13 protein-coding genes are annotated in these 16,096 nt (G+C 64.5%); 9 read left to right on the top strand and 4 right to left on the bottom strand.

Annotation, left to right across the window (positions count from 1 at the left end):
- Positions 1-127 precede the first annotated feature (127 nt).
- The 9 genes from KJP29_RS02560 to KJP29_RS02520 all read left to right on the top strand — a co-directional run bounded on the left by KJP29_RS02560 (position 128) and on the right by KJP29_RS02520 (position 10,447).
- The gene (locus KJP29_RS02560) at positions 128-1,552 is read left to right on the top strand and encodes a circularly permuted type 2 ATP-grasp protein (RefSeq protein WP_218461980.1); all 1,425 of its coding nucleotides are present in this window, start codon (positions 128-130) and stop codon (positions 1,550-1,552) included.
- A 4-nt stretch (positions 1,553-1,556) separates the two neighbouring features.
- Entirely contained in the window at positions 1,557-2,498 is a 942-nt protein-coding gene (locus tag KJP29_RS02555) for an alpha-E domain-containing protein (RefSeq protein ID WP_218461979.1), read from the top strand.
- 6 nt (positions 2,499-2,504) lie between these two features.
- Positions 2,505-3,302, top strand: a complete 798-nt coding sequence (locus tag KJP29_RS02550; RefSeq protein ID WP_218461978.1) for a transglutaminase family protein — start codon at positions 2,505-2,507, stop codon at positions 3,300-3,302.
- Between the two features lie 9 nt (positions 3,303-3,311).
- Positions 3,312-4,049, top strand: a complete 738-nt coding sequence (locus KJP29_RS02545) for a peptidase (RefSeq protein WP_218461977.1) — start codon at positions 3,312-3,314, stop codon at positions 4,047-4,049.
- A gap of 66 nt (positions 4,050-4,115) precedes the next feature.
- A complete protein-coding gene (locus KJP29_RS02540; RefSeq protein WP_218461976.1) occupies positions 4,116-5,840 on the top strand; it encodes an ATP-binding protein in 1,725 nt (574 codons plus the stop codon).
- On the top strand, positions 5,837-7,060 hold the full coding sequence (locus KJP29_RS02535) for a sigma-54 dependent transcriptional regulator (protein WP_218461975.1): 1,224 nt from the start codon (positions 5,837-5,839) through the stop codon (positions 7,058-7,060). Before KJP29_RS02540 ends, KJP29_RS02535 begins: the two co-directional genes overlap by 4 nt.
- Positions 7,061-7,317: 257 nt before the next feature.
- Positions 7,318-8,322: a DctP family TRAP transporter solute-binding subunit gene (locus tag KJP29_RS02530; RefSeq protein WP_218461974.1), complete on the top strand. Its 1,005-nt coding sequence runs from the start codon at positions 7,318-7,320 to the stop codon at positions 8,320-8,322.
- A gap of 73 nt (positions 8,323-8,395) precedes the next feature.
- Positions 8,396-9,046, top strand: coding sequence for a TRAP transporter small permease (locus tag KJP29_RS02525; protein ID WP_218461973.1), 651 nt, complete (start codon positions 8,396-8,398; stop codon positions 9,044-9,046).
- A gap of 3 nt (positions 9,047-9,049) precedes the next feature.
- On the top strand, positions 9,050-10,447 hold the full coding sequence (locus KJP29_RS02520; RefSeq protein WP_218461972.1) for a TRAP transporter large permease: 1,398 nt from the start codon (positions 9,050-9,052) through the stop codon (positions 10,445-10,447).
- Between the two features lie 136 nt (positions 10,448-10,583).
- On the opposite strand, the gene KJP29_RS02515 is transcribed toward KJP29_RS02520, so the two are convergent.
- The 4 genes from KJP29_RS02515 to KJP29_RS02500 all read right to left on the bottom strand — a co-directional run bounded on the left by KJP29_RS02515 (position 10,584) and on the right by KJP29_RS02500 (position 16,072).
- Entirely contained in the window at positions 10,584-11,330 is a 747-nt protein-coding gene (locus KJP29_RS02515) for an ABC transporter permease (RefSeq protein WP_218462351.1), read from the bottom strand.
- Between the two features lie 71 nt (positions 11,331-11,401).
- Positions 11,402-12,184: an ABC transporter ATP-binding protein gene (locus KJP29_RS02510; RefSeq protein ID WP_218461971.1), complete on the bottom strand. Its 783-nt coding sequence runs from the start codon at positions 12,182-12,184 to the stop codon at positions 11,402-11,404.
- Positions 12,185-12,246: 62 nt separating this feature from the next.
- Positions 12,247-13,251, bottom strand: a complete 1,005-nt coding sequence (locus KJP29_RS02505) for an ABC transporter substrate-binding protein (RefSeq protein ID WP_370630758.1) — start codon at positions 13,249-13,251, stop codon at positions 12,247-12,249.
- A gap of 187 nt (positions 13,252-13,438) precedes the next feature.
- Positions 13,439-16,072, bottom strand: coding sequence for a nitrate reductase (locus tag KJP29_RS02500; protein ID WP_218461970.1), 2,634 nt, complete (start codon positions 16,070-16,072; stop codon positions 13,439-13,441).
- Between the last annotated feature and the right edge of the window lie 24 nt (positions 16,073-16,096).

Raw genomic sequence — 16,096 nt, 5'->3', positions numbered from 1 at the left:
CGCATTCCCACGGATCTGCACAAGCTTTAGGCACAAGCGTGAACCTCCGATCCGGGAGGCACCGGCCCTCGTTCCCATGCCGTCGCAATTCGTTTGTGGTCGCGCGAGAGGTGAGTAGAGTGGGATCATGAGCGACGGTAAGATCTTTGACGAAATGTGGGGCCGCGACGAGGCGCTTCGTTCGCCCTATGCCGAGTTTAACACCTGGTTCGACGGGGAAGATCCCACCCGATTGCGACAAAAGCAGCGCGAAGCGGACGAGCTTTTCCGGCTGACGGGGATCACCTTCAACGTCTATGGACGGGCCGAAGCCGAAGAGCGGCTTATTCCCTTCGACATAATTCCCCGGATCATTTCCGGGCGCGAATGGCAGAAGCTGTCGAAGGGGATCGAACAGCGCGTGCGCGCGATCAACGCTTTCCTGCATGACATCTACAACCGCCAGGAGATCATCAAGGCGGGGCGGCTCCCGCAGGAGATGATCGCCCGCAACGACGCCTTCCAGCCCAAGATGATCGGGGTGAACCCGCCCGGCGGCATCTACACCCATATCGTGGGCATCGACCTTGTCCGCACGGGCGACAACGAGTTCTACGTGCTCGAAGACAACGCGCGGACGCCTTCGGGTGTGAGCTACATGCTCGAGAACCGCGAAACCATGCTCCAGATGTTCCCCGAGCTCTTCGCCCGCACCAACGTGCGCCGGGTGTCGGACTATCCGGCCAACCTGCGCCGCTCGCTCGCCGCCTGCGCACCGCCCGCCTGTGACGGGCCGCCCACCGTGGCAGTGCTGACGCCGGGGATCTACAATTCGGCCTATTTCGAACACAGCTTCCTGGCCGACCAGATGGGGGTCGAACTTGTAGAGGGCCACGATCTGCGTGTCGTGGACGGGCGCGTGGCCATGCGCACGACGCAGGGCTATCAGCCCATCGACGTACTCTATCGTCGCGTCGACGACGACTTCCTCGATCCACTCAACTTTAACCCCGACAGCCAGCTTGGCATTCCGGGGATCCTGGATGTCTATCGCGCGGGCGGGATCACCATCGCCAACGCGCCGGGCACCGGCATCGCGGACGACAAGGCGATCTACAGCTACATGCCCGACATCGTCGAATTCTACACCGGCGAGCGCCCCATCCTCGAGAATGTGCCGACCTGGCGTTGCTCGGACGCCGACAGCCTTCAATACGTGCTCGACAACCTCGCCGAACTGGTCGTGAAAGAGGTGCACGGGTCGGGCGGCTACGGGATGCTCATCGGGCCCACGTCGTCGCGCAAGGAGCTTGCGGAATTCCGCAAGAAGCTCATCGCGAAGCCATCGAACTATATCGCGCAGCCCACGCTGTCGCTCTCCACGGTGCCGATCTTCACGAAGAAGGGCCTCGCGCCCCGTCACGTGGACCTGCGGCCCTTCGTCCTGTGCTCGCCCGAGGGGATCAACATCACCCCTGGGGGTCTCACCCGCGTCGCGCTCAAGAAAGGCTCGCTCGTGGTGAACTCGTCGCAGGGCGGCGGGACCAAGGACACCTGGGTGCTGGAGGACTGAGGCCATGCTAGGCAAGACCGCGAACGGCCTCTTCTGGATGTATCGCTCTCTGGAGCGGGCCGAGAACACATCCCGCCTGATCGAAACCGGCCAGCGCATCGCGCTGACACGCTCGGGCAATTCCGATGACGAATGGCGCTCGATCATGCAGACCGCCGGTGTCGAATACGGCTACAACATGACCCACGACGAGGTCACGAAGGACCACGCCATCGACTGGCTGCTCAGGTCCAAGGACAACTCGTCCTCCGTCCTTTCGACCATCGCCGCCGCCCGCCAGAACGCGCGCATGGTGCGCACGGCGCTGACGATGGAGGTCTGGGAAGCGGTCAACGCCTGCTACATGGCGACGCGCGACGACCTCGCCCGCAAGGTCAGTGAGCGGGACCTTCCGGCGGTCCTGAAGAACATCCGGCACCGCACCGCGCTCGTCCGGGGTGCGACCCATGGCACCATGTTGCGCAACGACATGTATGATTTCGCGCGGATCGGGACCTTCCTCGAGCGGGCCGACAACACGGCGCGGATCCTCGATGTGAAATACTATGTCCTTCTGCCGTCGGTCTTCTCCGTCGGCGGCACGGTGGACAACGTGCAGTGGGAATTGATCCTCAGGGCGGTGTCGGCCCGTGGCGGCTATCGCACGGCCTATGGAAGCGCGATCAACTCGCGCGACATCGCGCAGTTCCTGATCCTCGACAAACGGATGCCCAGAAGCCTCAATTTCTGCGTGTCCAAGCTGCGCAACAACCTCAACTATCTCGCGCAGGACTACGGCGCGCGCGCACCGTCGCATGACATCGCCGACACGCTCGCCCAGCGGTTTTCCATGCATGATGTCAACGAAATCTTCGACTTCGGTCTGCACGAATATATCCAGAGCGTGCTGGGAAGCCTTGGCGAACTGTCCGGGCAGATCGAAGAAGACTACAGGTTCTACGTTTAGGTTCAGATGCGGCTCAAGATCACACACAAGACGAGCTACCGCTTCGATGAACCGGTGCTCTACGGGCTCGAACAGCTTCGCAAGACGCCCAAGAACAATCATCAGCAGACGGTGCTCAACTGGGCGACGACGGTCGAGGGCGGCAAGAAGGAAGTGACCTTCACCGACCATCACAACAACCTCGTGGAGCTGATCAGCTTCGACCGTGAGACACGCGAAGTCGTCGTGCGCAGCGAGGGCGAGGTAGAGATCACCGACAACGCCGGCGTCGTCGGACGGCACGTGGGGCTCGCGCCGCTGTGGCTTTTCGAGCGGCCCACCACTCTGACCAAGCCCGGCACGGGCACCCGCGCCATCATCCGGCAGGTCGAAGGCGACACCGACATCGAACGGCTTCATGCTCTGTCAGGCACCGTCGCCGAGACCGTCACCTATACGGTCGGGGCCTCCGACAGCGGATGGACGGCGGAAGAGGCGATCGCGGCTGGCCACGGCGTCTGCCAGGACCACGCCCATATCTTTATTGCCTGCGCCCGCGAGATGGGGTTCCCGGCGCGCTACGTGTCCGGCTATCTCATGATGGACGATCGCACCGAACAGGACGCCACCCATGCCTGGGCAGAGGTCCATGTGAACGGGTTGGGCTGGGTCGGCTTCGATGTATCGAACGCACAGTCGCCCGACGATCGCTATGTGCGCGTCGCGACGGGGCTGGACTATTCCGGGGCTGCTCCTGTAATTGGCTCTCGCTTCGGGGGCGCGGACGAAAAGCTCGACGTCCAGATCGAAGTCGCACAGCAGTAAGGGGCGGCCATGACCTATTGCGTTGGCTTGATGCTCGACCAGGGTCTCGTCATGATGTCGGACACCCGCACGAACGCGGGCGTGGACAACATCTCGACGTTCAAGAAACTTCACGTCTGGGAAGAATCCGGCGAACGGGTGCTCATGCTCATGTCGGCCGGCAACCTCGCCACGACGCAGGCCGTCGTCTCGACGCTGGACGAACGCACGAAGGCGCCCCAGGAACGCGCGCCGTCGATCCTCGAGACGCCCTCGATGTTTCAGGCCGCGCAGCTTGTCGCCAAGACGCTCAAGGACGTCATCTCGACCCACGCGCAGGCGGGGCAGAGGGCCGATGCGTCTTTCGGTGCGACGCTGATCTTCGGCGGCCAGATCGCAGGCAGCCCGCCGCGCCTGTTCCTGATCTATCCCGAGGGGAACTTCATCGAAGCGGGCGAGGATACGCCCTATTTCCAGATTGGCGAGACGAAGTACGGCCGTCCTATCCTCGTGCGGGCCTATGACCGGGGTGCCACCTTCGAGGAGGCGCTGAAACTTCTGCTGGTGAGTTTCGATTCCACCGTGAAGGCGAACCTCTCCGTCGGCCTGCCTTTCGACTACCAACTCTATACGACCGACAGCTTCCGGCTTGGCACGCGGGGCCGGATCGCCGCGACGGACCCCTACTTCCAGAGCATTTCCTCGGGATGGGGCGATGCACTCAAGAGCGCGCTGGACAGCCTGCCGAACTTCAAGCTCGAAGACTAGGCGGCCCTCGCCAAGGCTGCCCGCCCGGCCTATGATCGTCGGCGTCCGGTTCAAACGCAGGCGCCCATGGCCCGTATCTTCACCTTTCTGATCGTCGCCCTCATGATGGCAGGCAGTGTCGGCTGGACGGTCTATCACGACCGTCTCGACCGCATGGCGGAGCGCGGCGAGGCCGACCTTTCGCTCGCCACCGACCGGGTCGCGGCGCAGCTCTATCGTTACCGCGAACTCGCGGTGATCCTGTCGCGCCATCCCGACCTTCAGGCGCTTCTCGCGGGGGGAGGCGATGCCACGGTCGCGGACGAGGTCGTGCAGTCCATGGCCGATATGACCGGAGCGGCGGATGTCGCGGTGGTCGATCCCGACGGTCGGATCGTCGCCGGCAGTCAGGGAGCATCGGTCGCCCGGGACCCGGCCCTCGCGCCCCTCGCGCGGGCGCTGTCGGGCGCGCTTGGCACCCAGAGCGAAACCGCTGCCGCCGCCGACGGCCCGAACCGGTATTTCAGCTTCGCCGCGCCGGTATTGCGCCCGGATGGTTCCGTCTCGGGCGCGGTCATGACCCGGATGGAGGTCAGCCAGATCGAGGACAACTGGCCCGGTGATGCCCCGCCCGTGTTCTTTACCGACCGGACCGGGCAAGTCTTCATCACCAACCGGTCCGACCTGATCCTTGCGGACCGGGTGTTGGAGTTTCCCGCCTATTTCGACCGGATCGTCGGCGGTCACGACATCTGGCAACTGGATGGGGGGCGGTATCTTCCCTCCCACGCGATCCATCTTGTCCGCGACATGCCGACCCTGAACCTCACCGCCGAGATGCTCATCGACACTTCCGGCGCATTTGCGGGCGCGGTGCTCTGGGGGCTGATTACGGCAGGCGCTCTGATGACCTTCGGCGCGGTGCTGTTCTTCGTGCAGCAGAACCGCATGGTGCTGGCCCACCGGCTGGCCGTCGAGGCCGAGGCCAATGCCCGGCTGGAAGCTCGTGTCAGCGAACGCACGCAGGAGCTGACGGCGGCGAACACCGCCCTGACCCGCGAGGTGGCCGAGCGGAAAGAGGCGCAGGCGGCGCTGCAACGCGCGCAGGCCGATCTTGTCCAGGCGGGCAAGCTGTCGGCGCTGGGGCAGATGTCGGCCGGCATTTCCCACGAGCTCAACCAGCCCCTCATGGCGATCCGGTCCTTCGCAGAAAACGGCGAGGCCTATTTCGAGCGGGGCAAACCCGACATCGCGCGCGAAAACCTCGCCAAGATCTCGGAACTGGCCCGCCGGATGGGACGCATCATCCAGAACCTGCGTGCCTTTGCCCGGCAGGAAAGCGGTCCGATCACGGATGTGGATCTCGTCGGCGTGATCGAGGCCGCGCTCGAGGTAACCGCGGACAAGCAGCGCAGGCATGACGTCACGCTGGACTGGCGGTCTCCGCAGGCGCCCGTCATCGTCAAGGGCGGCGAGGTACGACTGCAACAGGTCGTGGTGAACCTGCTGTCCAATGCCATCGACGCCATGGGTCAGGGCGGCTGCGTCTCGATCAGCCTGACACCCGGCGACCCCGTGCAACTGAGCGTGCGGGACAGCGGACCGGGGATCGCCGATCCCGACCGGGTCTTCGACCCCTTCTATTCGACCAAGTCCCCGGGAAGCGCCGAAGGCATGGGGCTCGGTCTCTCGATCTCCTACGGGCTGGTGCAAGGGTTCGGCGGCGCGATCCGGGGCGCCAATCATCCCGAGGGTGGCGCCATCTTCACCGTGGACCTGCTTCCTTCCGATCCCAAGGAAGCCGCCGCATGACCCGCCGCGTGCTGCTGGTGGACGACGACGCCTCGGTGCGCGAGGCGCTGGGCCAGACGCTCGAGCTTGCCGACCTGCTGCCGACGCTCGCGGGCAGTTATATCGAGGCGAAGGACCACCTTTCCGCGGACTTCCGCGGCGTCGTCGTCAGCGACATCCGCATGCCGGGCAAGGACGGCTTCGCCCTGCTCGACTTTGCCCATACGGTCGATCCCGAGCTGCCTGTGATCCTTCTGACCGGCGAAGGTGACGTGCCGACCGCCGTGCGCGGCATGGCTTCGGGCGCCTTCGACTTTCTGGAAAAACCCTGTGCCCCCGCCGCGCTGATCGCAGTGGTGGAGAAGGCCCTCAAGACCCGGGATCTCGTGCTGGAAAACCGCGCGCTCAAGGCGCAGGTGCAATCGGGCGACGCCGCCGCTCGGCTTCTGCGCGGATCATCGGCCCTGTCGCAGAAGATGCGCGCCGATGCCCGAGCCGTGGCGCGCACCATGGCCGATGTGCTCATCACGGGCGAGCCCGGCGTTGGCACCGCGAAGATGGCCGAAGTCATCCATCTGCTCTCCGCCATATCGCGCGGCCCTTTCCTGAAGATCGCGGCCGCCGGGGCAACCCCCACCAGCCTCGCCGCCAACTTCCGGGAGGCGGAGGGCGGGAGCCTGTTCTTCGACGAAATCGCCGCCCTGCCGCAGCCGGCCCAGTTCGCCCTGATCGAAGGGATGGAGGACCCCTCGGCTCCGCGAGTCATCGCCGGCACCTATCAGGACCTCGGAAAGCTTGCCGAAAACGGCAGCTTCCACCCGGACCTCTACTACCGGCTTGACGCAGCGCGCATTCATATTCCGCCCCTGCGCGACCGGCGGGAGGATATCCCTGCGCTCTTTCGCCATTACCTCGCCATTGCCTGCGAACAGGCGGCCCTGCCCCTGCCCGAGGTTCCCCCGGAAACCATGCAGCGGCTCGTGGCCGAAGATTGGCCCGGCAACGCCCGCGCACTCATGAACGCAGCGATGCGCTATGCCATGGGCATGACCGAGCCGGACAGCTCGCCGGAACTGGGTCTGGCCGAACGCATGGCCGAGGTGGAGCGCACCTTTCTGGCCGAGGCGCTGCGTGACCACGCCGGCAACGCGACCGAGGCTGCGCGAGCTCTCAAACTCCCGCGCAAGACGTTCTACGACAAGCTCGCCCGGCATGGGCTGAAGCCCGAGGATTATCGCTGATCCGTAATTCCGGCGTGAAGACCTTCCCAAGGCTGTGCGATATTCCGCACAGTCAGGCGCAAACGAAGTGCGAAAAACCGCACATCAGGGGGCACCATCTTCCACCCTCCACAGCTGAAATCCCACTAAACAACTGATTAACAAAACGAAATAGCTGCCATGCAAATCCTGCATTTCTTTTCTTGCGGGTCTCAGCGGACCTCCGCCACATAACCCCGGACCCCGTCCGGGGCCGGGAGATACATGGAGGAGACATCATGAAATTCCTTTCGACCGCCGCTCTGGCGACCGTTCTAGCCGCAACTGCCGCCACCGGCGCTATCGCCGCCTGTGAAGATGGCGAGATGGTCATCAAGTTCAGCCACGTCACCAACACCGACAATCACCCCAAGGGCATCGCCGCGAACCTTCTCATGGAGCGCGTCAACGAAGAGATGAACGGGACCGCCTGCATGGAGGTCTATCCGAACTCGACGCTCTACAACGACGATCAGGTGCTCGAGGCCATGCTGCAGGGCGACGTCCAGCTCGCCGCGCCGTCGCTGTCGAAGTTCGAGACCTTCACCAAGGTCTTCCGCATCTACGACCTGCCCTTCATGTTCAAGAACATGGCCGCCGTCGACGCCTTCCAGACGTCCGAAGCCGGCATGGCGATGATGGACTCGATGCAGCGCCGCGGGCTTCAGGGCCTCGCCTTCTGGCACAACGGCCTGAAGCAGTTCTCGGCCAACAAGCCGCTCGAACTGCCCGAAGACGCCGCCGGGCTCAAGTTCCGCGTGCAGCCCTCCGACGTGCTGGTGGCCCAGATGGAAGCGCTCGACGCCTCGCCGCAGCCGATGGCCTTCTCCGAGGTTTACGGCGCGCTCCAGACCGGCGTTGTCGACGGGCAGGAAAACACCTGGTCCAACATCTACGGCCAGAAGTTCTTTGAAGTTCAGGACGGCACCACCGAAACCAACCATGGTGTGCTCGATTACCTCGTCGTGGCCTCGGTCGACTGGCTCGACAGCCTCGACGAAGCGACCCGCGAGCAGTTCCTCACGATCCTGAACGAAGTTACCGCCGAGCGGAACGCCGCGATCGACGCCGTCGACATGGAGAACCGTCAGGCGATCCTCGACGCCGGTGGCGTGATCCGCGAACTGACCGACGAACAGCGTCAGGCCTGGGTCGACGCGATGAAGCCCGTCTGGGAACAGTTCGAAGGCGACGTCGGCGCCGACAACATCGCCGCCGCGCAGGAAATCAACGCCGGTTCCTAAGGCAACCACGGGCGGACGGGACAAACCGTCCGCCCTCTTTCCATCCAACATTGCAGGCTTTCAGGGGGCAGCCATGAGCGCGCCAGCATACCGCCGGGGCTTCGAGGAGACGGTCATCGCCGTGATCCTCGGCCTCATGACTGTGGTCACATTCGCCAACGTGATCCTCCGCTACGTCTTCAACGAGTCGCTCATTTGGGGGCTCGAAGTCACGCTGATCCTCTTCGCCTGGCTCGTCGTCTTCGGCATCAGCTACGGCGTGCGCATGACCGCGCACCTCGGCGTCGATGCGATAACCGGGATGCTCGCCCCGCGCGGCCGCCGCGTGCTCGTGCTCATCGCGCTGACCGTCTGCCTTGCCTATGCCATGCTTCTGATGAAGGGGGCCTGGGACTACTGGGCGCCCTATGCCGGCCTGTGGCAAACCGAAGGCCGCTGGTTCCCGACGGGCTTCGACACCGGCACCCGTGACCGCGCCTTCTATGTCACCGACCAGGTGCCGATGCTCGGCTTCCTGCGCTTCCTCGAGGACTGGATCAACATGGGCGAGGAATACGACAAGCTGCCCCGCGTGATCCCCTACGCGATCATGCCCATCGGCGTCGGCTTGTTCCTGTTCCGCTACATCCAGGTCGCCATTCACATCATCCGTGGCCAGTCCGACAGCCTCATCGTCTCGCACGAGATGGAAGAGGAAGTCGAAGCCGCTCGCATCGAGGACTGACCCATGGAAGTCGCACTTCTCTTCGTCATCATCATCGGTCTGCTCCTGATCGGCGTTCCCATCGCGATCGCCCTGGGGTTCTCGTCGATCCTGTTCCTTCTGGTGTTCTCGGACACCTCGCTCGCCTCCATCGCGCAGAGCTTCTACCAGGCGATGGCCGGGCACTATACGCTCCTCGCGATCCCCTTCTTCATCCTCGCGTCGAGTTTCATGTCGACCGGCGGCGTTGCGCAACGGATCATCCGCTTCGCCATCGCGGTCGTCGGTCACTTCCGCGGCGGACTCGCCATCGCCGGCGTCTTCGCCTGCATGCTCTTCGCCGCGCTCTCCGGCTCGTCGCCCGCCACCGTGGTCGCCATCGGGACCATCGTGATCGCGGCCATGCGCCAGCAGGGCTACACCAAGGACTTCGCGGCGGGCGTCATCGCCAACGCGGGCACGCTGGGCATCCTCATTCCACCCTCCATCGTGATGGTGGTCTACGCCTCCTCGGTCGAGGTATCGGTCGGGCGCATGTTCCTTGCCGGTGTCATTCCGGGGATCATCGCGGGTGTCATGCTGATGATCGCGATCTACGTGATCGCCCGGATCCGCAACATGCCCAAGGGCGACTTCGCGGGCTGGCGCGAAATTGCGCGTTCCTTCGCGCAGGCCTTCTGGGGCCTCATGCTGATCGTCATCATCATGGTGGGCATCTACGGCATCCCCGGGATCACCGGGGCGATCTTTACCCCGACCGAAGCGGCCGCCGTCGCCTCGATCTATGCCTTCATCGTGGCGACCTTCGTCTACCGCGACATGGGGCCGCTGTCGGAAGCCAACAATGGCGGCCAGAAGAAGTCGCTTCTGTCCCGACCGCAGGCGCTCGTCACCTCGCTCTGGCACAAGGACACCCGCGACACGCTCTTTGACGCGGGCAAGCTCACGGTCACGCTCATGTTCATCATCGCGAACGCGCTGATCCTGAAGCACGTGCTGACCGACGAACAGATCCCGCAACAGATCGCCAACGCCATGCTCTCGGCGGGCTTCGGCAAGATCATGTTCCTCATCATCGTGAACGTCATCCTGCTCATCGGCGGTCAGTTCATGGAGCCCTCGGGGCTCATCGTGATCGTGGCGCCCCTCGTGTTCCCCATCGCCATGGAGCTTGGCGTGGACCCCATCCACCTCGGCATCATCATGGTCGTGAACATGGAAATCGGGATGATCACCCCGCCCGTGGGCCTCAATCTCTTCGTGACCTCGGGCGTGGCCGGCATGCCGATGATGAAGGTGGTGCGCGCCGCGCTGCCCTTCCTGGGCATCCTCTTCATCTTCCTGATCCTCGTGACCTATGTGCCGATCATATCGACCTGGCTCCCGACGATGCTCATGGGACCAGAGATCATAACGAACTGAGAGCAGTGACCAAGACGAAGGGCCGGGATCAACTCCCGGCCCTTCTTGCTTCTCTGGTCCATAAATATCCCGGAGGGGGGTTTGGGGGGAGGCTGGCCTCCCCCCGATGGGTCGTGCCAGCTTGCTGGCGCGAACCTTATCCCTGCGGTCGCTCCGCCCAACCGGCGAAGATCTTCTCCAGCGCCACGACCGCGTAATAAAGCACGATCCCCAAGGCCGCCAAAGCAATCAACACCGCGAACATGAGCGGATAGTCGGAATTGGTCTTGGCACTGTCAAAGAGCGCGCCGAGCCCCCGGCCATGCGGCGACACGATTTCCATCAGGTTAGTCCCGATGAAGGCCAGCGTCACGGCCACCTTCAGCGCGCCGAAGAATTCCGGCAGCGTCTTGGGCAGGGCGATCTTCCAGAAGATCGTCGACTGGCTCGCCCCGAGCGCCCGCAGGATGTCGCGATACTCCGGCTCCAGCGTGGACAGGCCGATCGACACCGAGACTGCGATGGGGAAGAACGAGATCATGAAGGCCATGAGGATCGTGTTGAAGTTGTGCTCGCCCACGAACATCAGCGCCACGATGGGCACCACCGTCGCTTTGGGGATCGCGTTGAACCCCACGAGAAGCGGATAAAGCGCGTCGCGCATGAGCTTGGAGAACCCCATGATCATGCCGAGAAAAAGCCCCACGATCACCGCGAGCACCAGCCCCACGACGGTGCGCCAGAGCGTCTGCCACCCCATCTCGATGAAAAGGCCCCAGTATTTCGCATAGGCGGGGGGCAGGTCCGAGGGCGAAGCCATGACATAGTTCGGCCAGCCGTTCACCCAGACGAGCGCTTCCCACAGGGCGAGGAACACGACCACCGCCGCAATCGGGGCCAGCATCGCGCGCGACGTCAGCACCTTCACCACGGACCCGCCCGCCGTGTCCGCCTTCATTTCCGGAACATAGGCCATTATGCCGCCACCCTTCCCTGTGCCACTTCGATCTGGTGTCGCAGAATGTTGAGCATTTCCGCCGCTTCCGGCGTGTAGAGATCGTCGAGGGTGCGCGGCCCCTTGCTCGGCACGTCGAGGACGTATTGCGTCATCGCCGGGCGCTGCGACAAGACTACGACCGTGTCGGCCAGAAAGATCGACTCGCGCAAGTCATGGGTGATCAGGACCCCGGTGAAGGGCTCCTCCTCCTTCACCTTGTGCATGGTCTGCCACAGGTCCTCGCGGGTAAAGGCGTCGAGGGCGCCGAAGGGCTCGTCAAGGATCAGCACCTCCGGCTTGTGCACCAGGGCGCGACAGAGGCTCGCCCGTTGGCGCATCCCGCCCGACAATTCGGAGGGGCGTTTGTCGCCGAAGCCCGCAAGCCCGACGAGCTCCAGCAGGTAATTCGCCCGCTCGACCTTCTCCGCCTTGCCGAGCTTGTTCGGCACGATCTCGAGCGGCAGCATGATGTTCTCGAGGATCGTGCGCCATTCGAGCATGACCGGGTTCTGGAACGCCATCCCGACCGTCGACCTCGGGCCTGTCACCACCTCGCCGTGCACCATGACGCGGCCCTCGTCCGGCTTCATGAGCCCCGCGACCAGCTTGGTCAGCGTCGATTTTCCGCAGCCGGACGGACCGACGACCGCGACGAAGCCGCCTTCGTTTACCTCGACCTCGAGGCCGTTCAGCACCGGCAATGGCCCCTTTGCCGTCTTGTAGGCGTGGCGCACGCCTTCGATCTTGATCATGGGATACATGGTCCCGCCCCTTTCCCCAAAACGGAATACGGGCGCGAGTTGCCCCGCGCCCGTCGCATCACTTATTCGAGCGGGAAGCCCGCTTCCGGCAGGTAGTCCTCTGTGAAATAGCTGGCCACGTCCGGTTCGTTCGTGAATTCGTAGGTGAGCTTGATCTGCTCGACCGCCGAAGCCATCCGGTCCTCGTCGATCAGGCCGAAGCCCGCCATGGCGGCCTCGGTCGCGACATTGGCGTCGATGGAGAGCTGCAGACGACGGGTTTCCAGTTCGGCATCCGCCGCCGGGTTGCGCTCCATCAGGCTTTCGACAGCGGCCGACGGGTCTGCGATGGCGTCCTTCCAACCCATCGCCACGGCTTCGAGGAAGCCTTTGATCACATCCGGGTTCTCGGCGGCGTAATCGGTGTTCACGATGATCGCGTTGCCGTAGAGGTCCACGCCATGGTCCGACATGAGAAGCGTGACGAGGTCATCCTCCGGCACGCCCAGACGCGCGGCGTTGAGGTAACTCGTGAACGAGAACCCCGTGATCGAGGCCACGTTGCCCTCGGCCAGCATCGGCTCGCGGGTCGGGAAGCCGACGGGTTCCACCGTGATCGAGGACATGTCGAGTTCGTTCTCGGCGGCAAAGATCGGGAATTGCGCCCAGGCGCCATCGGGCGGCGGCGCGCCAAGCACCTTGCCTTCGAGCGACTTCGGGTCATCGGTGATGCCCAGCGACTTGCGGCCGATCACCGCGAAGGGCGGCTTGTCGTAGATCATCATGATGCCCGTGACCGGCGCGCCGGGGTTCTGGTCAAGGAACTTGATGACCGAGTTGATGTCGGCGAAGCCGACCGGGAAGGCCCCGGTCGCGATCTTCGGGATCGCATCGAGCGACCCTGCGCCCTCGGTGATTTCCACCTCGAGGCCCTTGTCCGCGAAATAGCCCTTGTCGATGGCGACGAAATACGGGGCCGCCGGACCTTCGAATTTCCAGTCAAGCGCGAATGGCACGGCGGTTTGCGCCATGGCTGTGGTCGCTGCCAGACCGGCGAAAGCGGTAACGATTATGGTGCGTTGGAACACGTTGGATACTCCCAGTTTGGACAGGCCTGCAAAGGCGTGGCACCCGACATTTTCGCGCCTGTACGGATTGGTCCAGTGATCCCCCGCGATTTGGGCATCACAGTCGCCTTTGCCCGCGGTTTGAGCGATTGCGCAGGGTGTCTGCTCAAACTCTAGGCGACGGACTGTCTTTCGGGCAAGGGTGTCGTCATTCTGCCGCGACGTTGGACGTCCGACCGGCGAGGAGCGCGCCGAGTTCGGCCCGGCAGGAGCCGCAATTCGTGCCCGCCTGAAGTGCCGCCCCGATGTCGTCGACGCGGGTGAGGCTTCTCTCTTCGATGGCCGCGACGATGGTGTTGAGACCGACCCCGAAGCAGGCACAGATCGTCGGACCCGGATCCGGCCGGTCGGCCGGTGCCCGGCCCGTGAGCACGCCCTGACCTTCGGTTCCCGGGAGAGTGGCAAGGTAATCTCGGGTAAGCGCCACGGGCGTTTTCGACGCGAAGAAGGCCGCAACAAGCTGGCCGTCTTCGAAGAACGCAAAGCGATGATTGCCGCGCGCCTCGTCCTTCACGGCCTGCATCTGCACCTCGGGTCCGAGCCCGAACAAATCGCGCGCGAAGACGGTCCAGTCTGCGGGACTGTCCGCCCCGGAAAGTTCGGCGCGCCAACCGGCCTCCGTGCGCACCCGCGCGACATAGTCCGCGGTCAGCGCGATGTGGCGGCTCGCGATCGCGAAGCCATACCATGCGGCATCGTAGGGCATGACGCTGGCCACGCTCGCCTTGCTTTCGGGCTGGCCCGAGACAGGGTCCACGACTGGCGCGACCAAGGCGTCGATCCGGGCGGAGGGCGCGTTCTCGCCGGTCCAGTGCATCGGCGCAAAAACCTCGCCCCTGCGTACATTGTCGGTCACTAGCGCCCGCAGGATCGCACGGCCATGGTCGGTCTCGACCGTAACCAGCGCAGCAGGACCAAGGCCTAGGCGCTCGGCATCGCTCGGATGGATTTCGAGGAAGGGCTCCGGCAGATGCGCCGACAGGCGCGGCGACTTCGCCGTGCGTGTCATCGTGTGCCACTGGTCCCGGACCCGGCCCGTGTTCAGACGGAAGGGACGCTCCTCTGCGGTGGTCGCGTGCGGCGCACGGTGTTTCACAGCGACCATCCTTGCGCGACCGTCGGGGGTGAAGAACCGCCCGTCGCCGAAGAACCGCCCGCCGGTCGTGGTGGCGGTCACGGGCCAGCGCACCGGGGACAGGGCGTCGTAATCCTCGTCCGTCAGGTCGGCGAGACCCGAGATGTCGAAATCCCGCCCGAACTGCGCGGCGAACCCGGAAAGGGCCGCGTACTCCCGGAAAATCTCGGCGGGCGTTTCATAGTCGAAGGCCTCCGTCCATCCCATCCGCCGGGCCACCTCGGCCATGATCGCCCAGTCCGGGCGCACGTCGCCGGGCAAAGGCAGCGCTGCCCGTTGCCGCGAGATCGTCCGGTCGGAGTTGGTGACGGTCCCCGACTTCTCCGCCCAGGCGGCGGCGGGCAAGAGCACATCGGCGAGCCGCGCGGTGTCGGTCGCGACGGTCACATCGCTGACCACGACGAAATCGCAGCCCGCGATGGCGGATTTCACGGCATCGGCATCAGGCATCGACACCGCCGGGTTCGTGTGGATGATCCAGAGCGCCTTGATGCGCCCGTCTCCCACCGCCTTGAACATGTCCACGGCCTTGAGCCCCGCCGCCTCGGGCATGGCAGGCGACGACCAGAAGCCCTGGACCGTCTGACGATGCGCGGCGTTCTCGATATCGAGATGGCAGGCGAGCATGTTGGCCAGACCACCGACCTCGCGCCCGCCCATGGCATTGGGCTGGCCGGTGACGGAAAAAGGTCCGAGGCCCGGCCTGCCGATCCGTCCCGTGGCAAGGTGACAGTTGAGGATGGCGTTGACCTTGTCGCTGCCAGACGAGGATTGGTTCACGCCCTGCGAGAAGATCGTGACGACCTTTTCCGTGCCGCACCACATGTCGAAGAACGCGGCGAGGTCCCCATCCGACAGTTCCGTCACCGACAGGTCCGTCGCCTGCGCTGCCGCGATAGCCTCTTCGGCCCCCGACACATGCGCCGCAAAATCGGCATCGACCAGACCGCGCCCTGCAATTTCGGCGAGAAGCCCGTTGAAGAGCGCCACGTCCGAGCCCGGCGCGAGCGGCAGGTGCAGCTCGGCCCCGTCGCAACTCGCGGTGCGGCGCGGGTCGATGACGACGAGCTTCGTGCCTCGCGCCTTTCGTGCGGTGAGGATGCGCTGGTAGAGCACTGGATGGCACCAGGCGAGGTTCGACCCGGTAAGGACGATGAGGTCGGCCTCCTCGAGGTCGTCATAGGTGCCCGGCACCGTATCCGTGCCGAACGCCCGTTTGTGACCGGCCACGGTCGAGGCCATGCAGAGCCGCGAGTTCGTGTCGATGTTGGCCGTGCCGAAAAACCCTTTGGCGAGCTTGTTGGCGACGTAGTAGTCCTCGGTCAGAAGCTGGCCCGAGACATAAAGCGCGACCGAGTCCGGTCCGTGCTCCGCAATCGTCCGCTTGAAGGTCCCGGCCACGAGGTCGAGCGCCGCATCCCAAGTGGCAGGCTCCTTCCCGATGCGTGGCTCCAGCAGCCGGTCGTCCAGCCCAAGCGTCTGGCCCAGCGCCGAGCCTTTTGAACAAAGCCGGCCCCTGTTCGCCGGATGGGTCGGGTCGCCCTTGACCTCCAGTCCCCCGTCGCCGGTCGGCGTCAGCAGAACCCCGCAGCCCACACCACAGTAGGGACAGGTCGATCGGATCGTGGGAGAGGCCATGTCCTTCATCGTCTTCACCCAGCCAGCGAACAG

Origin of the sequence: Maritimibacter sp. DP1N21-5, from assembly GCF_019218295.1 — a bacterium.
Lineage (GTDB): Bacteria > Pseudomonadota > Alphaproteobacteria > Rhodobacterales > Rhodobacteraceae > Maritimibacter.
This window is presented reverse-complemented; position numbering and strand designations above follow the sequence as displayed.